Raw genomic sequence first — 23,801 nt, 5'->3', positions numbered from 1 at the left:
ACCATGCCACGACCGATTCTTCGCCGCGCCGCCGCGCTTTTGCCGACGCTCGCGAGCGCCGCGCTACTCCAGGCCTGCACGAGCAGCATCGACAACCAGCCGGACGCCGCGAGCGCGAGCGCGAACATCCAGGCGGCGTGGGTCGAGATCGGCGACGCCAACCAGGCGATCGCCCGCGTGATCACGAGCTACGCGCCGCCCGCCGCAGCGCCGGGCGAGGCGGCGCCCGCCGTCTGCCCGCAACTGAACGCCGACGGCAAGATCGCCCGAATGACGCTGCGCGCCGCCGCGGGCACCGCCGCGCAACGCCCGACCGCGAGCGATCCGGCCGATTCCAAGCCTTCGGGCTTTCCGGTATCCGTCTGCGAAGCGACGGTGCCCGCGAACGCGAAGGGCGTGACCGTCGCCGGGCGTGCGCTGCCGCTGCCGAAGGCCGAGCCGCAGCGCGTCGCGATCATCGCCGACACCGGCTGCCGGATGAAGAAGGCCGACAACGCGTTCCAGGCGTGCAGCGACGCAACGGTGTGGCCGTTCGCGACGATCGCCGCGAGCGTGGCGAAGCTGAATCCGGATCTGGTGCTGCACGTCGGCGACTATCACTATCGCGAGAACGCGTGCCCGCCCGACATCGCCGGCTGCAAAAACAGCCCGTGGGGCTACGGCTGGGACGCGTGGCGCGCGGATCTGTTCGAGCCCGCCGCGCCGCTCCTCGCGAAGGCGCCGTGGGTCGTCGTGCGCGGCAACCACGAGGAATGCGCGCGCGCGGGCCAGGGCTGGTTCCGCTTCCTCGATCCGCGCCCGTACTCGGACGCGCGTTCGTGCAACGATCCCGCGAACGACGGCAACGCGAACTATTCGGAGCCCTACGCGGTGCCGCTCGGCACTGGCTCGCAGGTGATCGTGTTCGATACCGCGAAGGTCGGGCGCGCGGCGCTCAAGACGACCGACGTACAGTTCCAGATCTACCAGAAGCAGTTCCAGACGGTGGCCGCGCTCGCGAACAAGCCGGGCATGTCGACGACGATCTTCACCAACCATCACCCGATCCTCGCGTTCGCGCCGATTCCGGGCAGCACGCCCGCGCCGGGCAACCTCGCGCTGCAATCGGTGATGTCGAGCCTCTACGCGCAGGCGTACTACCCGCCCGGCGTGCAGATCGCGCTGCACGGCCACGTGCACGACTTCCAGGCGATCAACTTCGCGTCCGGCCACCCGGCGACGATCGTGTCGGGCAACGGCGGCGACAATCTCGACGTCGCGCTGCCCGATCCGTTTCCGGCGAATCTGACGCCCGCGCCGGGCGTCGTCATCGACAAGCTGTCGCACAACAACAGCTTCGGCTTCCTGATCATGGAGCGGCGCGCGGCGCCCGCTCGCGGCTGGACATTCAAGGCGTACACGGCGGCGGGCAAGCTGCTCGCGAGCTGCGACCAGGCGGGCACGACGCTCACGTGCGACAAGACCGGCTTCGTCGCGCCGTGACGGGCCGCAGGCGAAGCAGCGCGGCGCGGCGCGCGGTGCCCGCCGCAGCGCTCACGGCGCGCGCGTCCGTCACCGCCTTCGCGCTCGGCCCGGCCGCGCTCGGCACGACGAGGACGCGCCGCACCGTGCTGACCCTCTCGACCATCGTGCGGGCGGCATGCGGCGCGCTCGCCGCGTGCGCATCGGCGATCGCGCTCGCGTCCGGCCCGGCCGCGCCGGACGCGACACACTCGACACACGCGGCTCGCCCGGCGAGCGCCGCAAGCTCAACGAGTCCCATGAACCCGACGAGCACGCCGGGCGCGTCCGGCCCGGCCCATGCGAAAGCCGCGCTAGACGCCGCCCGCGCCAAGGCCGCCCCGCCCTCGCCGCCGACGACGGTCCTGCTCCCCGGCGCGCCGCCTGAGCGCGTCGTCGACACGATCGGCCGCGGCACGCCGCAGGTCGCGTCGAAAGTCGACCCGACGGCGGCCGTGTTCCGCCCGGACCCGACGCTCGCCGCGCTCGGCAAGCGCGTGTTTTTCGATCCGGCATTGTCGGAGCCGCGCGGCATGTCGTGCGCAAGCTGCCACGATCCGGGCCGCGCGTTCGCGCCGACGCTCTCTCCCGCGGCGCTCGCCGGCCCGCGCGTGCCGCAGGGCAGCCGGCCCGGCCATTTCAGCCGCCGCAACGCGCCGTCGCTGCTGTACGTGCGCTACGTGCCGCGCCGCCACTTCTATCAGGACGACGACGCGCTCGCGCCCGCGCCGTTCGGCGGCCTGTTCTCGGACGGCCGCGCCGACACGCTCGCCGAGCAGTTGCGCGGCCCGCTCTTCGATCCGGACGAGATGAACAACGCGTCGGCCGCGGCGCTGATGCGCAAGATCGGCCGCACCGGGCTCGGCGCGGCGCTCGCCGGGCGCTTCGGCCCATCGGTGCGCCGCGATCCCGAGCGGATGGTGCGCGTGCTCGGCGAAGCCATGCAGGCGTACCTGCAAAGCGACGAAATGGCGCCCTTCTCGTCGCGCTACGACGCGTACGTGACGAAGCGCGCACCGCTCACGCCGCAGGAGATGCGCGGGCTCGCGCTCTTCAGGAATCCGGACAAGGGCAACTGCATGAGCTGCCACACGCTGTCGGACACCGCGAGCCGGCCCGAGCGCTCGCTCTTCACCGACTTCGGCTACGACGCGATCGCGGTGCCGCGCAATCGCGCGCTGCCCGCGAACCGCGACCCGCGCCACTTCGACAACGGCCTGTGCGACACCGCCGCGAAACTGCGCTGGCCCGAGCCGACACAATGGTGCGCTTACCTGCGCACGCCGGGGCTGCGCAACGTCGCGATCAAGGAATCGTTCATGCACAACGGCGTGTTCGACACGCTGCGCGACGCGGTCGCGTTCTACAACACGCGCTCGACCGATCCGGCACGCTGGTACCACGGCCGCGACACGTTCGACGACGTGCCGCGTGCGTATCGCGGCAACGTCAACGTGAACTCGACGCCGATGAACCGCCGCCCCGGCACGCCGCCCGCGATGACGGACGCCGACGTCGACGATCTCGTCGCCTTCTTGCGCACGCTGACGGACGCGCGCTACGTCGGGCTGATGCCCACGGCGCCGGACGGCAAGGCGGCGCGGCCGTGACGGCCGGCGCCCGACCGGGCGAGGCGGCCCCGAACCGGTAGCGCATCGGCGATGCGCGAGCCGCACGCCGCCGCTCGGGACGGCGACGCGCGATCGACGGATCGATAGACCGATACACTGTGGCGTATCGACGAAGCTCGTCTATCGAATGGAGGAAACGTCATGTCGAACCAATCGATTGCCGCGCCGGACAGCACCGCGGTACGGGTCGCGCTGTGGCGCGCGCTGCATGTCGAGATCGATGCGCCGCCGCACGTGCTCGACGACGGGATCGGCCTCGAATTGGCCGCCCCCGACGACGACTGGCGCAGCCGCCCGGACATGGCCCCGCAGGCCACGCGCGGCTACCGCGCGTCGATCGTCGGGCGCGCGCGCTTCGTCGAGGATCTGATCGGCGAGCAGGCCGAACGGGGCGTCGCGCAGTACGTGGTGCTCGGCGCGGGCCTCGACACGTTCGCGCAGCGCCGCGCGAAGCTCGCGTCGCACCTTCGGGTATTCGAAATCGACCAGCCGGGTACGCAGGCGTGGAAACGGCAGCGCCTGATCGCGCTCGGCTACGGCGTGCCGGAATGGCTGCGGCTCGTGCCGGTCGATTTCGAGGCGAGCGGCGCGTGGCGGGCGCAGCTGAGCGCCGCCGGCTTCGACGACAGCCGGCCGGCCGTCGTGTCGTCGACAGGCGTCTCGATGTATCTGACGCGCGACGCGATCGCCGGCACGCTGCGCCGGATCGCGACGCTCGCGCCGGGCTCGACGCTCGCGATGACGTTCCTGCTGCCGCTCGAACTCATCGACGATCCGGCCGAGCGCGCGCAGCACGCGGCCGTCTATGAACGCGCGCGGGCAGCGGGCACGCCTTTCGTGAGCTTCTTCAGCCCCGCCGAAATGCTCGCGCTCGCCCGCGAAGCGGGATTTCGCGAGGTTCGGCACGTGTCGACCGACGATCTCGTCCGGCGCTATTTCGAAGGCCGCCCCGACGGCTTGCGGCCGTCGAGCGGCGAGGCGTTCCTGGTCGCGTCGACGTGAACGGGCATGCGCGGCCGGGCGCATGACGGAAAGCCGCCGATCGCGATCCGATCCGCGAGCCGGCCATTGCGCGCGTCCGGACGCGGCCCGGCGAATGCGGCACGATGGGGCGCGGCCTGCGTCGCGACGCCGGCGTCAAGCGCCATCGAACGCCGTCCGCCGCGACGTCTCCCGCACGCTTCCGCCGCGCGGTGTTCCTTCCCGATCCCGCTCGTCCTCGCGCGCCTTGGTTCGCCCCCATTTATTGCAGTTGCACACGCGCCCAATACTGGATAAATTAACAGCACTGTATTTATATCCAGTGAGGTGTGAGATGGAGCACCTGGTTCGCATCGTCAACGATACCGACCGACAAATCCTCGCCTGGCTGCGCAACCAGGTTGGCGACGAGCGCGTGGAACGCGCGGCGCAGCACATGGGGCGCGTCCGCAAGCCCTACCTGTCGGCGGTCTGCCGCTACCTGGGCGTCTGGCCGCCGATCTCGCTGCGCTATCAGACGCGGCGCGCCGAAGTCGATCACGCGGTCGGCGACCGTTACTTGACACTAATCCGGCAGCACCTCGCCACGCATGCCGCGAGTCGATAAGCGGCATGCGCCATATCCGGCCCGTCCGATCAGCGCGGACGGGGCGAAACGAAGCCGGGCGGCGGCGGCCGTCGGGTGCGGCGCGGCGTTGCGTCGCACCTTGTGATTCCATGCGCGACATCAAGGAATGCGCGTCGCCTGAGCGACAGAATGTACTGGTCGCGGCGGCGGACATCCGGCCAACTCGCCACGCACGAGGCCGTGCGAGCGTCGCGCCCTTCCCAGCCGTCTACCCCGCCCACGAGGCGCCGTCTGACATCGCTCGCCGCGACACCCTCCAACGCATTTTGCGAGGTACCCCGGCATGGCGAAGAAATTCCCGCTGCATCCAAAACACCCCGAACGTAATTGCTGGGGATGCGACCGATATTGTTCAGTTGACGCGCTGTCGTGCGGCAACGGCTCCGACCGAACTCAGCACCCGGTCGAATTGCTCGGTGACGACTGGTACGAATGGGAGCAGGAGAACGAGGCGGCGCAGAAGCAAATGCAACAGACGCAAGCGGCCGCTCGATAACGCCGCGCCGCGGCCCGACGCGCCGGCCGTGACTCATTCGACGAACAAGCCGCCGATGCGGAAGAAGCAAAGATGCGGCCCGCGCGCGCTTCGTGCGAGCGCAAGCCGCTCATCATTCGATATTCGGCTCAGGCCGGTTCGCATGAGCTGCGCGAGCATGACTGCGAACGCGGCGTGACGTCGATCCTCCGGCCCGCGTTCTCCGGTCGAATGTTCCCTGCGCACGCGAAGCGACCGACGGGCGCTCACAGCGCGGCGGCACGGCGGCACGGGCGTGTCGATACGCCACGGCCGCCGAGTTCACCATGCGCTCAACGGAGCACCCTGACCATGTGCTGCTCATCATAGAAGCGATCACCGATACGCATCGCACGCCGCTCGACGCCGAACGTCTCGAATCCGAGCGATGCGTAAAGCGCTTTCGCAGGCTCGTTTCCCGTATTCACGCATAGATTGACCTGAGCGACACCCCAATCGCGCGACGCATGCGTCAACGCGGCATCGACTAGACGCCTCGCGAGCCCGCTGCCGCGATGCGCGGGTGCAACGAACACGCCCCAAAGCGTCGCCTTATGGCCGATTTGCACGAGCGCTTCCCGGCGCACGCCGGCGACGCCGATCAATTCGCCGTCGACGGTCAGCGCGCCGAACACCGCCTGCGTGCCGGATGCACGAAGCCGCGCCTCGACTTCCATCCGCGACCGCCCCGCCTCTTCGGCACGCGTCGGCCATATCGCGGTCGGCGACGTGTTGATCGCAACGAGACGCAGGGCGCTGAACGCCGCAGCATCGGCAGGTTCGAGCAAACGAATCGAAATCATCGGCGATCCGAAATCGAAAACGGAAAGCCGCGATCGTACATATCCCGGCTCCACCGTGCCGCGCGCCCTCGCATCAGGCGGCCGCCGCCGCGCTCAACGCTTCGCCCTGAAGCGCTCGATCCATTCGAACGCCGCCATCCCGATCAGCATTGCCGCGACAAAGCCGAATACCTTCGCGCCGCCAAGACCGAGCGATACGACAGCCGGGCCCGGACAAAATCCGACCAGCCCCCAGCCGACGCCGAACGCCGCACTGCCCGCGACGAGCCTGAGCGTGACGGCCCCACGCGGAGGAATCTGCATCGGCAGCCCGAGCAACGAGCGCTCGCGGCGCTTGGCGAACGCGAATGCGACCGAGCTGACCGCGATCGCGCCCGCCATCACGAATGCGAGCGACGGGTCCCAATTGCCGGCGAGATCGAGAAAGCCCTGTATCTTCGCGGGATTCGCCATCCCGGACAGCAGCAACCCGGCCCCGAACAGCAAGCCCGACAAGAATGCGAACAACACGCTCATGTCACCCTCCGAACACGTGACGCAGCACGAACACCGCCGCGACGCCCGCAGCCATGAACATCGCGATGGCGACGATCGAGCGCAGCGCGCAGCGCGAGATGCCGCACACGCCGTGCCCGCTCGTGCAGCCGCCCGCATAGCGCGTGCCGATGCCGACGAGCACGCCGCCGACGATCAGCCTCACCCAGCCGGCGTCGACGGCTGGCATGGAATACCAATCGAGCGCATTCGCGACGACCGCGGCCGCGATCAGGCCGACGAGAAACGCCGCGCGCCATCCGGCGTCGCTGCGCCGGCCGGCGAGCAGCCCGCCGACGATGCCGCTGATGCCGGCGATGCGGCCATCGAAGACCACGAGCAGCGCGGCCGCGGCGCCGATCAACAGGCCGCCCGCGAACGACAGACCCGGCGTGAAATGAACGAGATCAACGACCACGTCGCTTCCCCTTTTTGTTTGTTGTACAGAACTGCTCGTAGAGCGCGGCCATGACGGCGACCGCCGGCTCGCTCGCGAGCGCGTAATAGATGTTCTTGCCGTCGCGCCGCGTCTCGACGAGCGCGTGCTCGCGCAGCACGCCGAGTTGCTGCGACAGCGTCGGCTGATGGATGTCGAGCCGCGCCTCGATGTCGCTCACGCACAGCTCGCCGCATTGCGCGAGCTCGCACATCATCAGCAACCGGTCCGGATTCGACAGCACTTTCAGCAACGCGCACGCGGCATCGGCCGATGCGCGCATCTCCGACAAGTCGATCGGCGAGCGTGCAGCACTCATCGCGTCACCTCAATAATCTACAAAACAACATTATATATTTTTACATAATGAACACCGAAAAGCAAAGGCCGTGCGATCGTGTCTCAGCGCTCGAACCGGGTCAGGCGGTTAAGCCAGCCTTAAGCCCACGTCCGGCAGAGTGGCGACAGGCGAAACTGAAACGGAAGGCACCGCACGGACATGAAACGCATTCTCATTCTGCTACTTTGCCTTGGCGCGCTTTCCGCGGCGAGCGGGTGCGCGACCCGGCCGACGGCCGTCGATTCGTCTGCCGATAGTCCGGTCCCGGCGCATGCGGGCCGGCCGAATTGGCTTTGAGCCGCGTCGCTCGGCAGACGGCCGGGCGATCGTGCGTGTTGCGACGACGTACGCGCGCCTTCCCGCCGACGCGTCGGCGCGTCGGCGCGACCTTAAGATTTCCATAAGCATCGCCCGCGATAATCGGGCGAGCCCGACAACGCACGACAGGTCGGCCAGCCGATCCCTACTAACGACTTACATCACTGGACGATTCGCGCAATGACACGCTCCCCACGAACCCCGGATCGCTACGATCTGCTCAGCCGCATTTTCCACTGGAGCGTCGCCGCGCTCGTGCTCGCGCAGTTCGCGCTCGGCTGGACGATGCCGGACGTGCACGGCACGGCGCCGCCCGCCGGTCTCGTCGCCTGGCACGTCGCGCTAGGCACCGCGCTGATCGCCGTGATCGCGGCGCGCCTGCTGTGGTCGATCGTGCGCCGCAGCCCGCCCGCGCATCAGCAAGGCGCGCTTCTGTCGTTCGCGGCGAGCGCGGTTCACAAACTGCTGTATGTCGCGCTGATCGCCGTGCCGCTGCTCGGCTGGCTGAACGCGAACGGCCGCACGTGGCAGTTGAAGCTCACGGGCGTCGTCCCGCTGCCGACGATCGCCGCCCCTCATTCGCTCGGCGCGGCTATCGGCGAATGGCACAGCCTGTCGGCGACGCTCTTCATCGCGCTGATCGGCATGCATGTGCTCGCGGCGCTCGTCCATCGCTTCGTGATGAAGGACGGCGCGTTCGAGCGGATGATCTGAACGCGCCGCGCGGCGGCCGATCGAGTGTCGGCGCGCCACGCGCGCAACAGCCACGCGGAGTGATGTCGTGGCGGCGAGGGCCGGCCGGATGCAAGACCACGGCCGACACGGTCTTTGCCGTTTGCATCGCTCTCTTCGACCCGGCTCCGGCCGGGTCTTTTTTTCACCAGTTAGTTTCCATTTCTAAATAACGCCGCGCATTGGGGCGATAGGCGGAATCGCGCCTTGGCTCGGAGGAAACGGACAACTTGCGCAGCGGCTTCGCGTATGACGAATGCGCGCTTGCGACGTGCGTGCGTTCGTGTGTCGGGCCGCGGAAAACGCACGCGGCGAGCCATTCGAGATTGACCGCGCCGGCATCGAAGCGCGAACGCGCATCGGCTTGCGCTACCATGGCACGCCACGCTTCCTGAAAAAAAACGCCATGCCTCATGCTTTCCGTCCTGAACAGGCCGATCCGTACCAATTCCTCGAAGAGCTGGACAGCTCCGCGAGCGTCGACTGGGTCGACGCGCAAAACGCCAGCACGCACGATGCGCCGTGGCTGGACGACGCGGGCTACCGCGCACTGGTCGATCGCTTCACGCAGGCGCTGCTGCCGCGCGAGCGCCCGGTGATTCCTCAACGCTGGCAGGACTGGGCGTACGACGTCTGGCAGGACGAGCAGCATCCGAAAGGCCTGTGGCGGCGCACGCGATGGGCGAGCTGGCGCAGCGGCCGTGCCGACTGGCAGACGCTGATCGATCTCGATGCGCTCGACGAAGCGCAAGGCGTTCAATGGGTGTTCGACGATCAGCTCATTCTCGAGCCGGACGGCGATCGCGCGCTGATCGTGCTGTCCGACGGCGGCGCCGACGCAGTCGTCGTCCGCGAGTTCGACATCGAGCAAGGCCGGTTCGTCGATGACGGCTTCTCGATCGAAACGGCCGGCAAGCACTCGGTCGAATGGATCGATCGCGACACGATCTACGTCGGCTGGGACAACGGCGGCGCCACCGTCACGCGCTCCGGCTATCCGCGCGAAGTCCGGCGCTGGAAGCGCGGCACGCCGCTGTCCGCCGCGCCCGTCGTGTTTCGCGGCGCGCGCGGCGACATCTCCGTCGACGCGCAATACGATCCGCTCGATCGGCATCATGCGATCGAACAGGCGATCAACTTCTACGACGCGAACACCTATCGCCTCGCCGGCGACGGTGCATGGACGCGCTATGACGTGCCGCCGCACGTCGAGGTCGGCTACTGGAGCGGATGGCTGATGCTTCAGCCGCGGCTCGACTGGACCTGCGACGGCGCGCACCACGCGGGCGGCAGCTTGCTCGCGATCCGCGAGGATGCGTTCGTCGCCGGCAACCGCACGTTCGAGACGCTGTTCGAGCCAAACGATCGCACGTCCGCGTGCGGCTGGACGCACACGCGCCGTTACGTGCTGGTGTCCTGGCTCGAAGACGTGCTCACGCGCACGATGATCTGGTGTCCCGAACATCAGGATGGCGACGCGTGGCGCTGGCGGTCGCGCGCGTTCCCCGCGCGCGGGCTCGCGCAGGTGGACGTATCGCCCGTCGAGCCGACGTTCGACGACGAGGTGTACGTGAGCGTCGACGATTACCTGACGCCGCCCGAGTATTCGCTCGCGAATCTCGCCGACGACGACCTGTCGGAATGGGCGCTGCTCGATCGCTGGCCGACGCAGTTCGACGCGTCCGCGCTGGCGGTGCGGCGTGAACACGCGCGCTCGCGCGACGGCACGCTCGTGCCTTATACGCTGGTCGGCCCGCGCGACGCGCTGGACGCCGCGGCGCGCACGCCGCGCCCGTGTCTGCTGAACGGCTACGGCGGCTTCGCGATCGCGCTCACGCCCGATTACGATCCGCTGCTCGGCATCGGCTGGCTCGAGAAAGGCGGTATCGCGGTCTTCGCGCATATTCGCGGCGGCGGCGAGTTCGGCACGCGGTGGCACGAATCGGCGCGGCAAACGGAGCGGCAGCGGTCGTTCGACGACTTCATCGCGGTCGCCGAGAAACTCGTCGCGGACGGCGTGACGAGCGCCGCGCAACTCGGCATCCGCGGCGGCAGCAACGGCGGGTTGCTGGTCGCGGCGTGCATGATCCAGCGCCCGGACCTGTTCGGCGCGGTGGTGAGCGACGTGCCGCTCCTCGACATGCAGCGCTATCCGCTGCTGCACGCGGGAGCGTCGTGGCTCGACGAATTCGGCGACCCCGACGATCCGGCGCATGCGCCGGCGCTCGCGGCCTACTCGCCGTATCACCGGGTCGCGAGCGACGTCGCGTATCCGCCCGTGCTCTTCACGACATCGACGAGCGACGATCGGGTGCATCCCGCGCATGCGAGAAAGATGGTCGCGCGCATGCAGGCGCAAGGACATCGGAACGTATGGCTGCTCGAAAAAACCGATGGCGGCCACGGCAGCGCCGACGCGATCGATGCGGCCGAGCACGAGGCGATCGGGTATGCGTTTCTATGGAATCACCTGTCCCGAGACGCGAATGACGCGCGCGAGTAGATCGCGTTGACAAGGCGCTCGACCGCCCGAGCCTGTCAGATTTTTAGTGTGCTGAGGTCATGAGACGATAACGGAACTAACGTCCTATGACCGATGCAACAGTGAGCAAGAAGAGCAAGAATCCGAAGGCACCAAAGCTGTTTCCCGATGAGCTGATCGATCAGTTGCTTGCCCAGGTTCAGGGCAAGGATGCCGAGTCGATCCTGGGCGAATCGGGGCTGGCCGGCCAGCTCAAGAAGCAACTGGCCGAGCGCATGCTCGCGGCCGAGTTGAGCCACCATCTGGCAGCCGAGACCGAGCAAGGCAGGGCCGGTAACCACCGCAACGGCACCAGCGCCAAGACGGTCCTGACGCCCAACGGCGAACTGAAGCTGGATATTCCGCGCGATCGACAGGCGACGTTTGAGCCGCAGTTGGTTGGCAAGTACCAACGCCGGCTGCCAGGCTTCGACGACCACGTGATCAGCATGTATGCGCGCGGCATGAGCGTTCGCGAGATTCAGGGCCATCTGCTGGAACTGTACGGGTTGCAGGTGTCGCCCGACCTGATTTCGACGGTCACCGACGAGGTGCTGGCCGACGTCGAACAGTGGCAGCAGCGCCCGCTCGAGGCCATGTATCCGATTGTGTACTTCGACGCGCTGCGGCTGAAGATCCGCGACGAAGGCACGGTCAAGAACAAGGCGGTCTATCTGGCGCTGGGCATCCGCGCCGACGGCCGCAAGGAAGTACTGGGTTTGTGGATCGAGCAAACCGAAGGCGCCAAGTTCTGGCTGAAGGTCTTCAACGAGCTGAAGAACCGCGGCTTGCACGACATCCTGATCGCGGTGGTCGATGGGTTGCGCGGCTTCCCCGAAGCGATCGAGGCGGTCTATCCGGCCGCCCAAATCCAGACCTGCATCGTGCATCTGATCCGCAATTCGCTGAATCTGGCGAGCTGGAAGGATCGCAAGCCGCTGGCTGCCGCGATCAAGCCGATCTACCAGGCCGCCACGGCCGAGGCGGCGGCAGCGGCGCTCGACGCCTTTGCGCAGAGCGAGTGGGGCCGCAAATTCCCTACCGTCGCGGCCATGTGGCAGCGCCAATGGGAACAGGTGATTCCCTTCTTTGCCTATCCGCCGGAGGTGCGTCGAATCGTATATACGACAAACGCTATCGAGAGCATGCACATGCAGTTGCGCAAGATCGTCAAGAACCGCGGCCACTTCCCGAGCGACGAAGCCGCCAGCAAACTGCTGTATCTGGCCTTGCGCAACATCGAAAAGGATTGGAAGATGCCGCCTATCACTTGGCGGCAAGCAGTTAATCAGTTCGCCATTCTGTTCGGCGAGCGATTCACCTCCGCCATCAACTGAGACCTTTAACCGGCCTCAGCACACGAAATTCCTGACACGTCCCGAGTAGATCGCGTTGACAAGGCGCTCGACCGCCCGCGTTGCCGCTCCTTCGTGGCGCTGATCGACGTGATCGCCGCCACGTCGGAAGCCGGTAAACCGGACGACGCAACCAACGCGAGATGACCGCCGCCTCACGCCCCATCGGCCTCTCTGTCGCGATCCCGCAACCGCCCGTCACCTGCGGCCGTCATTCTCCCGAATCACTGCCGAAGCCGCGGCCTCGGCCTCGCCCGCCTGCGCTTCGTGCACCCGCGTGCGCAGCCCCGGCAGCGGCGCGTCGCCGTCGAGCAGGCGGCCGCCACGCACCTTCGTCTCCACCGTCGCGCGCATCGACAGCCCCACCCGCAGCGGGTGCGCCGCCAGCTCCGACGGCTCCAGCGAGATCACCACCGGCAGGCGCTGCACCACCTTGATCCAGTTCCCCGCCGCGTTCTGCGACGGCAGCATCGAGAACGCGCTGCCCGTGCCCGCCGAGACCCCCTCCACCCGGCCGTGGTACGTCACCCGCGCGCCGTACAGGTCCGATTCGAGCCGCACCGGCTGGCCCACCCGCATGTGCCGGATCTGCCCTTCCTTGAAGTTCGCCTCCACCCACACCTGCCGCAACTGCACCACCGACATCAGCGGCACCCCCGGCCCCACCTGCTGACCGATCTGCACCGACCGCTGACCGACCGTGCCGTCCACCGGCGACACGATCGTCGTGCGCCTCAGGTTCCGGTACGCCAGCTTGAACTGCGCGGCCGCCTGCTGCACCGCCGGGTTCTGCTCGACCGGCCGCTCGCTGCCCAGCGCGCGCGCCGCCTCCAGCTGCGCCTGCGCCCCCGCCAGCGCCGCCTGCGCGTTCGCCAGCGACGACTTCGCCCGCGCCAGTTCCTCCGGCGCGACCACCTCCACCGAGGCCCCCGCTCGCGCCCGATACGCCTGCTGCGCAAGCTTCAGGTCCGCCTCGCGCGCCTTCACCGTCTCCTCGTACATCCCCATCGAGAGCCGCGTGTTCGCCACCTGCCGCACCGCCTGCGCGAGCTGCGCCCGCGCCTGCGCGAACGCCGCCGACGCGTCCGCGTCGTCGAGCTTCACCAGCGCCTGCCCCGCCTTCACCTGCTGCGTGTCCGCCACCAGCACGTCGGTCACCGTCCCCTGGATCTGCGCGGCGATCTGCACCACGTTGCCGGCCACGTACGCGTCGTCCGTCTCCTCGCTGAAGCGCCCGGCGACGAACCAGTAGAGCCCCGCGGCCAGCGCGGCCAGCGCCAGCAGCCCGAAGAACAGCGCGAAGCGCCGGCGGCGCGTCGCGCGGCGCGCGGCGAGCGTCGCCGCGGCTTCCGGCGGCGGAGGCGATCCGCGCTCGTGCGCCGGCACGGGCTGCGCGTGCGCGCCGTCGAGGGCGGCCGGATCGGTGGGCGCCTTCGCGCGCGGGGTATCGGTGGCGGTATCGTTCAAGGTCTTCGCGTGCGTGATGTCGGTGGCGCCGGCCGGCAACGGCCGGGCCGGCCCGCAAGCCGTCGCGGATCGGCCCGACGGGCTTCGATGCTCGGGGGCGGTGTCGGTTGAATCGCTCGTGTACACGGTGAAGGTGGCGTTGGTGTCGGTGTCTTCGGGTGTCGGTGGCTTCGGGCCGCATGCGTGCGTGCCGCTCAATCGGGCGGCCTGTCGCTCGCCGCCGCGAACGGCTTGCCCTGCGCGAGCGGCGCGCCGCCCGCCGGCCGCGCGTCGAAGCCGCCGCCCAGCGCCCCGATCAGCCCCACCCGCAGCGTCCGCCGCCGCGCCTGCAGCTCGATCACGTGCGCACGCTCGTCCAGCAGCGTCAGCTTCGCCACGTTCACGTCCTTGCGCATCCCCATCCCCCGCCGGTGCCGGTCCTGCGCCAGCGCCACCATCCGCTGCGCCGAGCGCACCGCCTGCTGCTGCGCCTCGAGCAGCGCATCCACCGTCGACAGCGACGTCAACTGCCGCGCCACCTCGCCCAGCGCCGCATCCACCGTCTGGTTGTACAGCGCCAGCGCCACGTCCGCGTTCGCCACGTCGCCCCCCAGCTTCGCCTTCAGCCGGCCGCGATCGAAGATCGGCAGCGACAGCGCCGGACCGATCGAGCCCCCCAGCGCATCGTGCTTGAACAGCGACGCCGGCGTGAGCGCGAACAGCCCGCCCAGCGCCGCCAGGTTCACGTCCGGGTAGAACGACGCGCGCGTGCCGTCGATCGCCGCGTACGCCGCCTCCACCCGCAGCCGCGCCGCGACGATGTCCGGCCGCCGCCCCAGCAGCCCGGCCGGCAGCCGCGCCGGCAGCGGCGCGTCCGCGAGCGGCGCGAGCTTCGGCCGCGCGAGCGACAGCCCGCGCTCCGGCCCCCGCCCGCTCAGCACCCCCAGTTGCAGCTTCTGCAACTGGATCTGCTCGTCGGTCAGCGCGAGCTGCTCGAGCAGCTTGCCCCGCTTGAGCGCCGCGTCGTCCGCATCGTAGCCGTTGTCGATCCCGCGCGCCGCGCGCTCGCGCAGCACCGTCTCCACCTGCTCGCTCGCGCGGCGCTTCTGCTGCAGCAGCTCGCGCAGCGCATACGCGCGGTCCAGCTCGCCGTACAGCGTCACGATCGCCACCGACAGCGCGAGCCGCGCCTGCTCGGCCTCCACGCGCGCCGCATCGCGCATCGACAGCAGCCCGCGCGTGGCCGCCGCGTTCTTGCCCCACAGGTCCAGCTGATAGTTCAGCCCGACGAACAGCGACGACGACGACACCACCGATTCGCCGACGAGCGGCACCGACACCGGCAAGCCGTTGAACGTCGTATTGATGGTGCCGCCCGAGCGCGGCACGTGCGCCTTGGAGAGCGACGCGCCCGCCGTCGCGGTGAGCCCCGTCAGCGATTCGAACTGCTGCAGCTGCGACTGCGCGACGCCGATGCGCGCCTGCGCGGCCTGCAGCGTCGGGTTCTGCCGCAGCGCCTCGTCGACGAGCGCGTCGAGTTGCGGATCGCCGAGCTGCCGGACCCAGTCGGGGCTCGGCCATGCGCCGTGCGCGGCGCCCCCCGCCGTGTGCGCGAGCGCGTCGTCGCCCGGCGTGCGCGGCGCGAGCGCCGGCTCGAAGCCCGACGGCACGCAGCCGGCGAGCGCCCACGCGAGCGCGGCTGCCGCGAGCCGGCGCGCCGCGCGGCTTCCTGTCGCGATCATCGCGCGAGTGGCTGCTTGCGTTGCTGTCTGCGTCATTCGTATGATGCGTCCTTCTTGCTTTCCGGTATCCCGCCGCGGCCCGTTCCGTTCATTCCTGCCGCACCGGCTCGCGCGCCGCCGCGCCCGCGCGCGCATCGTCGAACGATCCCAGCCGCCCGAACAGGCCGTCGAGCACGCCCAGCGCGATCCCGCGCAGCTTCGCGCCCTTCTCCCGCTCGCACAGCACCACCTGGATCACCTGCCATATCGTCAGCAGATTCGGCACCAGCGCCACCGGAAACCGCAAGCCGTACTGCAGCCCCAGTTGCATCGCGTTGCGCGCGCCGTAGTATCGGCGCAACCACCCGTGATGCATCGCCGTCAGCTCGAACGGCCCCACCTTGTGCCGGCGCCGCGCGCCGATCCGGTGCGTCAGCACGAGCGGCGGCACCACGTACAGCGGCACGTTGTGCGCGAGCGCGCGCAGGCAATACTCGGTGTCGACGTGATCGATGAACAGCGCCTCGTCGAATCGACCGAGCCGCGCGTACGCGGCCCGCGAAATCACGCTGCCCGACGAGATCAGGAACGCGCAGCGCTGCGGCGCCGTCTCGCCCTCCACCCGCACGCGGCGCACCGTCACCCCGCTCGTCATCAGCTCCGGCAGGAAGCGCTGCTCGTTCGCGTCGTAGATCCGCGGGCCCGCGATGAACGCGCCCGCGTGCGCGCCCGGTTGCTCACCCAGTTGCGCGCACGCCTCGCGCATCCGCTCGAAGTACCCGGCCGGCACCGTCGAGTCCTGGTCGAACAGCGCGACCGCCTCGACGCCCTGCGCGAACAGCACCGACAGCCCCGCGTTGTACCCGCCCGCGACCCCGCCCCGGTTGCCGTGGTGTCGCCACACCGTGTTCGTCCGCGCCGACAGCGCACGCACCCGCTCGCGCGCCGCCGCGTGCTCGTGCGGCGTGTTGTCCACGACCACGAGCGCGTCGCTGTCGCGCGCGAGCGCCTCCAGCCCCGACAACTGCTCGTCCGTCGGGTCGTACAGAATCACCAGCGCCCCCAGGATCGTCATCGCTCTTCCCTTTGGTGGTTCGGAATGCCGAAATGCCCGCTTCGTTGCCGCATCGACGCGCCGCGTCCCCAGGACTTCGGCGCATCGCCCTTCTCCTTCGCCTTCGTCATGCGGGGCGCGACATGCCTCGCCTCAGTGCCCGAGCGCCGCCGCCGCGCCCCGCTTCGGCCGCGTCAGCCACATCAGCCCCGCCAGCAGCAGGCACGTCGCGCTCGCCATGTAGAACATGTCGTTCGTCGCCATCATGTACGCCTGCTGCCGCACCACCTGGTGCAGCGAGCTCAGCTCCCGCGCGCCGTGCAGCCCCATCGCGTGCAGCGCGTCCACGTACCGCTGCGTGTTCTCCGAGGCGCGCGTCACCGATTGCGACACCACCGCGTAGTGGTACGTCGCCCGGTTGTCCCACCACGTCACGCTCAGCGCCGTGCCGAACGCCGCCGACAGCGTCCGCAGGAAGTTCGACAGGCTCGACGCCGCCGCCAGCTTCTCGTCCGGCACCCGCGACAGCGTCGCCGCCGTCAGCGGTATGAAGAAGCACGGCAGCCCCATCCCCTGAATCAGCCGCGGCGTCACCACCTGCGCGAACGTCATCGACAGCGTGAAGTGCGTGCTCCACCACATCACCGCCGCAAACACCCCGAACCCGAACGTCACCAGCACCCGCGCGTCCACCCGGCTCGCGTACAGCCCCACCAGGATCGAGAACACCAGCGCCAGCACCCCCATCGACGCCGTCGCCAGCCCCGCCTGGTACGCCGTGTATCCCATCACCGCCTGCAGCCACAGCGGAAACACCACCCCCACCACCGAGAAGCTCATCATCCCCAGCGAGATGATCACCACGCAGAACGTGAAGGTCCGCTCCCGGAACAGGCTCAGATCCACCACCGGATGCGCCTCGCCCAGCTCCCAGATCAGCAGCGACACGAGCGACACCCCCGCCGCGATCGCCAGCGCCGTGATCAGCGGCGAATCGAACCAGCCCCGGTCGTGCCCCAGGTCCAGCATCGCCTGCAGCGAGCCCACCCCGATCACCAGCAGCACGATCCCCGGCGCGTCGATCGGGCTCGCCTCGCCGCGCTGCGCCTGCGGGCGCAGCATCAGCGTGCACACCGCGAACGAGAACAGCCCGATCGGCAGGTTGATCAGGAAGATCCACGGCCACGAGAAGTTGTCGATCAGCCAGCCGCCCACCACCGGCCCGAAGATCGGCGCGAGCAGCACCGTCATCCCCCACAGCGCCAGCGCCAGCGTGCGCCGCGCCGGCGGGAACGCGCGCATCAGGATCGTCTGCGACAGCGGCACCATCGGCCCCGAGAACAGCCCCTGCAGCGCCCGGCACGCAACCAGCACCTCCAGGTCCCGCGCGAGCCCGCACAGCAGCGACGTCAGCGTGAACAGGATCACCGACGCCACGAACAGCCTCAGCTCGCCCACGCGCCGCGCAAGCCACCCCGTCAGCGGCACCGCGATCGCCGCGGCCACCGAGTACGAGCTGATCACCCACGTGCCCTGGCTGTTCGACACCCCGAGGCTGCCCGAGATCGCCGGCACCGCCACGTTCGCCACCGTCGAATCCAGCACTTCGATGAACGTCGCGAGCGACAGCGCGAACGTCAGCAGCGCGAGCTTCGCGCCGCGCAGCGGGGCGGCCGCCGGCGGCGCAACGCCCGCCTGATCCGCCGACATCGCCTGCGCGCTCATGCCGGCTGCGCCCGCCGCGCCGCGACGCCCGGCGCGAAGCGCTCGATGAAGCGCGCCGCCGCGTCGCAGCCGTTCGGCTCCGCCGCCATCCGCGCGCGCACCTGCGCGCAGCGCGCCGCCATCGCCGCGTCGCCCAGCACCTGCGCCAGCGCCCGCGCGAGCGGCTCGCCGCGCACCGGCGCGTCCAGCCGCACCCCGCAGCCGCTCGCCGCCACCCGCTGCGCGTTGTCGAACTGGTCGTGCGCGAACGGCGTCACCACCTGCGGCACCCCCGCCGCGTACGCGAGCGACGCCGTCCCGATCCCCCCGTGGTGCACCAGCGCCCGGCAGCGCGGCAGCAACGCCGCGAGCGGCACGTAGCGGCGCTTGAGCAGCGCCGCCCCGTCCGATGCCGCCGGCGCATCCGGCGCATCCGGCGCGAGCAGAATCCCCCGCACCCCCGTGGCCTGCAGCACCTGCGTCACCGCGTGCTCATACGTGCGGCCGTCCACCAGCGTCGAGCCCGCCGTGAACACCACCGGCGCCTCGCCCGACGCGACGAACGCCTCCAGCTCCGCATCCGCCTGCGCCGGACCCGCGTCGTTGAACAGCGGAAACCCGCTTTGCAGGTGGTTCGCCGGCCAGTCCGGCTGCGCCGGCGCGAACCACGACGGAAACAGGCACAGCACCCCGTCCGTCGAATGCAGCCACCGGCCCAGGATCCGCTTCGCCGGCGCCAGGCCCAGCGCCTGCCGCGCCGCGTTCAGCTCCGGGCCGCACACCCGGTCCAGCACCTGCCGCTCGATCAGCGTCATCAGCCCCGCCTTCACCGCCAGCGGCAGGCCCTTCGGGATCGTCAGCCGCTTGTGCGTCGGCGGCGCATGCGCCGACAGCAGCGTCGACGGCGACACCTGCACCGACACGTACCGCGTGCCGAAGCGCTCCTGCATCAGCCGCGCCGAGAACGCCCACAGCGTGCCCACCAGCACCGTGTCCGCGTCGCTCAGCGCGCGCAGCACCTCGAAGTGCGGCCTCACCACCGGCGCGATCACCCGCCACAGCGTCTTGAACGACGTGCGCGGATCCCACAGCGCCGGGTCCGCCATCGCCCGCACGTAGTCCTCGGCCGTGCCCACCGGCACGAACGCGAAGCCGCTCGCGCGCACCGCCGCCTCGAACGGCGCATGCGTGCAGAACACCACCTCGTGGCCCCGCGCCGACAGCGCCCGGCTCACCCCCAGCAACGGGTGCACGTCGCCCGCCGACCCGATCGCCGTCACGATTACTTTAGCCATCGCCTCGTCATTCCATCCCGCGCGGCAGTCGACGGAACCGTTCGCCGCAGCCCTGTTCGAACCGGATCGTCCATCGCCGGCCGGGGCTCGTCCGCCTGCCGCCAGGGCCGCCGCCGAACAACGGGCCCGTGACGCGAACGCTTCCGTCATGCCGATGCGCCCCGCCGCCGCCGCGTCATGCAGCCCGATCCGGCCCGCATCCATCCGCCTGCCTGTTTGAAGGAGCCTCGACCGCCCGGCGCGCGCCTCGCGCCCGCGCGGCCCGGCCACGGCGCGCCGCTACGACAGCGCCGGCAACTGACCGAGCGGCGCGAGCGTCTCGTCCTGCGCGTCGTCGCGCGCCGCGCTCGCCCGCTCGTCGCCGAAGAAGCCCAGGATCGCCGCGCGAAGCTGCTCCTGCTGCTGACGCCCCTCGAGGTCCAGGAAGTGCCCCGCCTGCCGGATCGTCGCGAACTCCGCGCGCCGCACGTAGGCCGCCAGCCGCCGCACGTCCGACGCCGTCGTGTACTCGTCCAGCTCGCCGTTGATGAACTTCACCGCGCAGCCGATCTGGCGGAATTCCGGCAGGTACTGCTCCGGCCGCATCGACAGGATCTGGTCGACGTGGAACGCCACCTGGTCCTGCTCGGTGCGCGGCAGCTTCGTCAGATACCGGTAGTTGTACAGCTTCATGATCCGCGGCAGGTAGCGCCCCACCGTGTCGTTGAGCAACTGCGCCGCCTTCAGGTTCTCCCCCGCCGCGATGTGATCGCGCGCGCGCGTCACGTAATCCGTCATCGCGTCGTTCAGGAACGGCGAGAACGACGCGATCACCGCCCGCCGCACGCTCGCGCACCCCCGCGCCAGCGCGAACAGCGACGCCACCCCGCCCCACGACACCGACAGCAGGAAACTCGGCTCGAACCGCTCGGCCAGGTGCAGCAGAATCTCCACCTCGTCGTCCTTCGTCAGAATGTACTCGCCCGGATTGTGCTGGCGCGACTGGCCCGCGTACGGCAAGTCGAAGCACACCGCGTTCACGCGTTCGCCCAGGTAGCGAATCGTCTGGCCGAACGACGCGGTCGTCGCCAGCGCGCCGTTCACGAGGATGACCGTCTCGAAGGCCGGATCGAACACATGACGCTCGACGTGGACCTTCAGTCCGCTCGGCAGCGCTACCACCTGTTTCTCGATAGGCATGGCGTATCTCCCGCATCTGCTCGGCAAATGAGCTGATCCCGCGCCCTTGATGGACGCCTCCACGTAGCCGCCCTCCCGCGCGATCTGCCCGCCCTGCCTCACGCGCGCCGCAGCGGCTACCCACTCGCCGGAACCGCGCATCGCCTCGCCCCTTCTCCGGCCGACAATACGCTCCCCCGGGCACAACGCGGTCACCCCGCCGTCTTCCGCCCGTGGTCTCCAGCGCCTCTCGCTCTCATGACGCCTCTTGAAGGATTAACTGCTTCTCATCGCCATTCCGCTTTCACGACCACCGCGCGGCGGCTTGCGTTTTTGCGGTGTTAATACTAATACGCTGAATACAACCTCCTCAACTACTTTTAATATTTCACCCCGAAAAACTCATCAATGTACGCTTCCGAACATTGAACAAATCCCTCTAAAACCCTTCCCGCATTAACCCATTCATCGCCGTGAAATATTTTCTGTGATATAGAACGCATCACTCGGATGCCGGCCGAGACGGCCGTCACACAAACGATCCGGGCCGAACCCGGCACGGCAAATCCCGCCACCCCGCCTTCCTGCCATATGCGCCCCAAACAGCAAATCTCCAATTCCGCCCCACCGGGATACACCACACGCACACATTCATCCGCCATCGAACTATCCAATCGAGGGCGATTTTGCACCGAAACGGATATTCAACCTCATACCCATCGACCATTTCCGGCGCGCCATAACATGAATTTTCAATGCCGGAATTTACGATTAAAACGTTTTAAACATTCTCAACACTCTTTCACTTAACCTTTACGAAAGCATGGATTAACCCCACGCCGTCGCGATGCCGCGCCGACGGTCGACAACACCGCACATTCGCCGCACATCAAGCCGGACCAGCCGCCCCGCAAGCTTGCCGGCAACGATCGAACCCCTTATTTTTATTGATTGAACGATCAATAAAAAACCGATATCCTTCGGGCTTCGCCGCCGCTGCGCTCACCAAGGTCCCGCGATGCCCAAACTCGGAATGCGCGAGATCCGCCGCGCCCAATTGATCGACGCAACGCTGCGCTCCATCGACGAGGCGGGCTTGTCCGGCACGACGCTCGCATCCGTCGCGCAGCGCGCGAACATTTCGACCGGCATCGTCAGCCATTACTTCGGCGACAAGGACGGCCTGCTCGAAGCGACGATGCGCCACGTGCTGCGCGACCTGTGGGCCGCGACCGCACGCCATCGCGCCGCGGCGTCGGACGCACCGCGCGCGCGCCTGCGCGCCGTGGTCGCCGCTAATTTCGACGACACGCAGATCAGCGCGCCCGTGATGAAGACGTGGCTCGCATTCTGGTCGCAGAGCATGCATGAGCCGACGCTAAGGCGCCTGCAGCACGTCAACACGCGGCGGCTCTATTCGAATCTGTGCGCGGAGTTCGCCAAAGCGCTGCCCCCTGCGCGCGCGCGCGAAGCCGCAAGCGGCCTCGCCGCGCTGATCGACGGCCTGTGGCTGCGCGGCGCGCTCGCCGGCGGACCGTTCGACACGAAGGCGGCGCTGAAGCTCGCCAACGATTACATCGACCTGCTGCTCGCGCCGCGCGCGTAATGCGCCACGCGCCCTCGCCTACACAAGGAGATCTCCCATGTCCGCTATGTCCGTATACGGTCTGCAACGCCTTTACATCGCCGGCGCCTATGCCGACGCCACGAGCGGCAAGACGTTCGACACGTTCGATCCCGCGACGGGCGAGCTGCTCGCGAGCGTCCAGCAAGCGAGCGCCGACGACGTCGAACGCGCGGTCGCATCCGCGCGCGAAGGCCAGCGCGAATGGGCCGCGATGACCTCGATGCAGCGCTCGCGCATCCTGCGCCGCGCGGTCGAATTGCTGCGCGAGCGCAATGACGCGCTCGCCGAGCTCGAAATGCGCGACACCGGCAAGCCGATCGCGGAAACGCGCGCCGTCGACATCGTCACGGGCGCCGACGTGATCGAGTACTACGCGGGCCTCGCGACCGCGATCGAGGGCCTGCAAGTGCCGCTGCGCCCCGAATCGTTCGTCTACACGCGGCGCGAGCCGCTCGGCGTGTGCGCGGGCATCGGCGCATGGAACTACCCGATCCAGATCGCCTGCTGGAAAAGCGCGCCCGCGCTCGCCGCCGGCAACGCCATGATCTTCAAGCCGAGCGAAGTCACGCCGCTGTCCGCGCTCAAGCTCGCGGAGATCTACACCGAGGCGGGCGTGCCCGCCGGCGTGTTCAACGTCGTGCAGGGCGACGGCTCGGTCGGCGCGCTGCTGACCGCGCACCCGGGGATCGCGAAGGTATCGTTCACGGGCGGCGTCGAAACCGGCAAGAAGGTGATGTCGCTCGCCGGCGCGTCGTCGCTCAAGGAAGTGACGATGGAGCTGGGCGGCAAGTCGCCGCTCATCGTGTTCGACGACGCCGACCTCGATCGCGCGGCCGACATCGCCGTCACTGCGAACTTCTTCAGCGCGGGCCAGGTGTGCACGAACGGCACGCGCGTGTTCGTCCAGCAGGCGGTAAAGGACGCTTTCGTCGAGCGCGTGCTCGAGCGCGTCGCGCGAATCCGCGTCGGCAAACCTTCGGACCCCGACACGAATTTCGGCCCGCTCGCGAGCGCCGCGCAGCTCGACAAGGTGCTCGGCTACATCGAGAGCGGCAAGGCTGAGGGCGCGAAGCTGCTCGCGGGCGGCGCGCGCCTCGTGAACGATCACTTCGCGAGCGGGCAGTACGTCGCGCCGACCGTGTTCGGCGATTGCCGCGACGACATGAAGATCGTCCGTGAAGAGATCTTCGGCCCGGTGATGAGCATCCTGTCGTTCGAAACGGAAGACGAAGCGATCGCGCGCGCGAACGCGACCGAGTACGGCCTCGCGGCGGGCGTCGTCACCGAGAACCTGTCGCGCGCGCACCGCGCGATCCATCGCCTCGAAGCCGGCATCTGCTGGATCAACACGTGGGGCGAGTCGCCCGCCGAGATGCCGGTTGGCGGCTACAAGCAATCCGGCGTCGGACGCGAGAACGGCATCACGACGCTCGAGCACTACACTCGAATCAAATCGGTTCAGGTCGAGCTCGGCCGCTATCAACCGGTGTTCTAAGCATCAGG

At 68.9% G+C, this 23,801-nt stretch carries 20 protein-coding genes and 2 pseudogenes; 11 read left to right on the top strand and 11 right to left on the bottom strand.

What is annotated here, in order from left to right:
- Nucleotides 1-3: 3 nt before the first annotated feature.
- Nucleotides 4-1,482, top strand: a complete 1,479-nt coding sequence (locus tag BTH_RS05610; RefSeq protein WP_011401142.1) for a metallophosphoesterase family protein — start codon at nt 4-6, stop codon at nt 1,480-1,482.
- Here BTH_RS05610 and BTH_RS34965 read toward each other — a convergent pair.
- Nucleotides 1,448-1,762, bottom strand: coding sequence for a hypothetical protein (locus BTH_RS34965; RefSeq protein ID WP_223297107.1), 315 nt, complete (start codon nt 1,760-1,762; stop codon nt 1,448-1,450). The two genes, BTH_RS05610 and BTH_RS34965, sit on opposite strands and share 35 nt — an antisense overlap.
- Here BTH_RS34965 and BTH_RS05605 point away from each other — a divergent pair.
- From BTH_RS05605 to BTH_RS05590, 4 genes are all read left to right on the top strand, one after another.
- A complete protein-coding gene (locus BTH_RS05605) occupies nt 1,761-3,110 on the top strand; it encodes a cytochrome-c peroxidase (protein ID WP_227739544.1) in 1,350 nt (449 codons plus the stop codon). The two genes, BTH_RS34965 and BTH_RS05605, sit on opposite strands and share 2 nt — an antisense overlap.
- 162 nt (nt 3,111-3,272) lie before the next feature.
- Nucleotides 3,273-4,133, top strand: coding sequence for a class I SAM-dependent methyltransferase (locus tag BTH_RS05600; protein ID WP_009896587.1), 861 nt, complete (start codon nt 3,273-3,275; stop codon nt 4,131-4,133).
- Nucleotides 4,134-4,446: 313 nt separating this feature from the next.
- On the top strand, nt 4,447-4,719 hold the full coding sequence (locus BTH_RS05595; RefSeq protein WP_009896586.1) for a hypothetical protein: 273 nt from the start codon (nt 4,447-4,449) through the stop codon (nt 4,717-4,719).
- A gap of 304 nt (nt 4,720-5,023) precedes the next feature.
- The gene (locus BTH_RS05590; RefSeq protein ID WP_011401139.1) at nt 5,024-5,236 is read left to right on the top strand and encodes a DUF3079 domain-containing protein; all 213 of its coding nucleotides are present in this window, start codon (nt 5,024-5,026) and stop codon (nt 5,234-5,236) included.
- 311 nt (nt 5,237-5,547) lie between these two features.
- Here the strand turns inward: BTH_RS05590 and BTH_RS05585 are convergent, their stop codons facing one another.
- From BTH_RS05585 to BTH_RS05570, 4 genes are all read right to left on the bottom strand, one after another.
- Nucleotides 5,548-6,057, bottom strand: a complete 510-nt coding sequence (locus BTH_RS05585) for a GNAT family N-acetyltransferase (protein WP_009896584.1) — start codon at nt 6,055-6,057, stop codon at nt 5,548-5,550.
- Nucleotides 6,058-6,150: 93 nt separating this feature from the next.
- A complete protein-coding gene (locus BTH_RS05580) occupies nt 6,151-6,573 on the bottom strand; it encodes a DUF6691 family protein (RefSeq protein ID WP_009896583.1) in 423 nt (140 codons plus the stop codon).
- Nucleotide 6,574: 1 nt separating this feature from the next.
- A complete protein-coding gene (locus BTH_RS05575; protein WP_009896581.1) occupies nt 6,575-7,009 on the bottom strand; it encodes a YeeE/YedE family protein in 435 nt (144 codons plus the stop codon).
- Nucleotides 6,999-7,346 (bottom strand): ArsR/SmtB family transcription factor, encoded by a 348-nt coding sequence (locus BTH_RS05570; protein ID WP_009896579.1) that lies wholly within the window; start codon nt 7,344-7,346, stop codon nt 6,999-7,001. Before BTH_RS05570 ends, BTH_RS05575 begins: the two co-directional genes overlap by 11 nt.
- Before the next feature lie 519 nt (nt 7,347-7,865).
- On the opposite strand from BTH_RS05570, the gene BTH_RS05565 reads away from it, so the two are divergent.
- From BTH_RS05565 to BTH_RS05555, 3 genes and pseudogenes are all read left to right on the top strand, one after another.
- A complete protein-coding gene (locus tag BTH_RS05565) occupies nt 7,866-8,399 on the top strand; it encodes a cytochrome b (RefSeq protein WP_009896577.1) in 534 nt (177 codons plus the stop codon).
- Nucleotides 8,400-8,647: 248 nt separating this feature from the next.
- Nucleotides 8,648-10,920 (top strand): annotated as a pseudogene (locus BTH_RS05560) (prolyl oligopeptidase family serine peptidase).
- A gap of 86 nt (nt 10,921-11,006) precedes the next feature.
- Nucleotides 11,007-12,275 carry an IS256 family transposase gene (locus BTH_RS05555; RefSeq protein WP_011401137.1) on the top strand — a complete coding sequence of 423 codons (1,269 nt, stop codon included), beginning with the start codon at nt 11,007-11,009 and terminating at the stop codon, nt 12,273-12,275.
- 216 nt (nt 12,276-12,491) lie between these two features.
- On the opposite strand, the gene BTH_RS05550 is transcribed toward BTH_RS05555, so the two are convergent.
- The 5 genes from BTH_RS05550 to BTH_RS05530 form a co-directional block, all read right to left on the bottom strand.
- Complete coding sequence (locus tag BTH_RS05550) at nt 12,492-13,760, bottom strand: efflux RND transporter periplasmic adaptor subunit (protein ID WP_048901535.1); 1,269 nt, start codon at nt 13,758-13,760, stop codon at nt 12,492-12,494.
- 194 nt (nt 13,761-13,954) lie between these two features.
- A complete protein-coding gene (locus BTH_RS05545) occupies nt 13,955-15,517 on the bottom strand; it encodes an efflux transporter outer membrane subunit (protein WP_025404178.1) in 1,563 nt (520 codons plus the stop codon).
- Nucleotides 15,518-15,569: 52 nt separating this feature from the next.
- On the bottom strand, nt 15,570-16,535 hold the full coding sequence (locus tag BTH_RS05540; RefSeq protein WP_009896566.1) for a glycosyltransferase family 2 protein: 966 nt from the start codon (nt 16,533-16,535) through the stop codon (nt 15,570-15,572).
- A gap of 132 nt (nt 16,536-16,667) precedes the next feature.
- Entirely contained in the window at nt 16,668-18,239 is a 1,572-nt protein-coding gene (locus BTH_RS05535; protein ID WP_009896564.1) for a DHA2 family efflux MFS transporter permease subunit, read from the bottom strand.
- Nucleotides 18,236-19,513: a glycosyltransferase gene (locus tag BTH_RS05530; protein WP_009896562.1), complete on the bottom strand. Its 1,278-nt coding sequence runs from the start codon at nt 19,511-19,513 to the stop codon at nt 18,236-18,238. Before BTH_RS05530 ends, BTH_RS05535 begins: the two co-directional genes overlap by 4 nt.
- On the opposite strand from BTH_RS05530, the pseudogene BTH_RS35845 reads away from it, so the two are divergent.
- Nucleotides 19,403-19,733, top strand: a pseudogene (locus BTH_RS35845) (hypothetical protein). The gene BTH_RS05530 and the pseudogene BTH_RS35845 overlap by 111 nt on opposite strands.
- Before the next feature lie 59 nt (nt 19,734-19,792).
- On the opposite strand, the gene BTH_RS05525 reads toward BTH_RS35845, so the two are convergent.
- Nucleotides 19,793-20,692, bottom strand: coding sequence for an alpha/beta fold hydrolase (locus tag BTH_RS05525; RefSeq protein WP_009896560.1), 900 nt, complete (start codon nt 20,690-20,692; stop codon nt 19,793-19,795).
- A gap of 997 nt (nt 20,693-21,689) precedes the next feature.
- Here BTH_RS05525 and betI point away from each other — a divergent pair.
- Complete coding sequence (gene betI, locus BTH_RS05520; protein WP_009896559.1) at nt 21,690-22,277, top strand: transcriptional regulator BetI; 588 nt, start codon at nt 21,690-21,692, stop codon at nt 22,275-22,277.
- 46 nt (nt 22,278-22,323) lie between these two features.
- A complete protein-coding gene (gene betB / locus BTH_RS05515) occupies nt 22,324-23,793 on the top strand; it encodes a betaine-aldehyde dehydrogenase (RefSeq protein ID WP_009899904.1) in 1,470 nt (489 codons plus the stop codon).
- Nucleotides 23,794-23,801 lie beyond the last annotated feature (8 nt).

Origin of the sequence: Burkholderia thailandensis E264 (assembly GCF_000012365.1) — a bacterium.
Taxonomy (GTDB): domain Bacteria; phylum Pseudomonadota; class Gammaproteobacteria; order Burkholderiales; family Burkholderiaceae; genus Burkholderia; species Burkholderia thailandensis.
The sequence above is the reverse complement of the archived record's forward strand: the minus strand, read 5'-3'. Positions and strand labels throughout refer to the sequence as shown.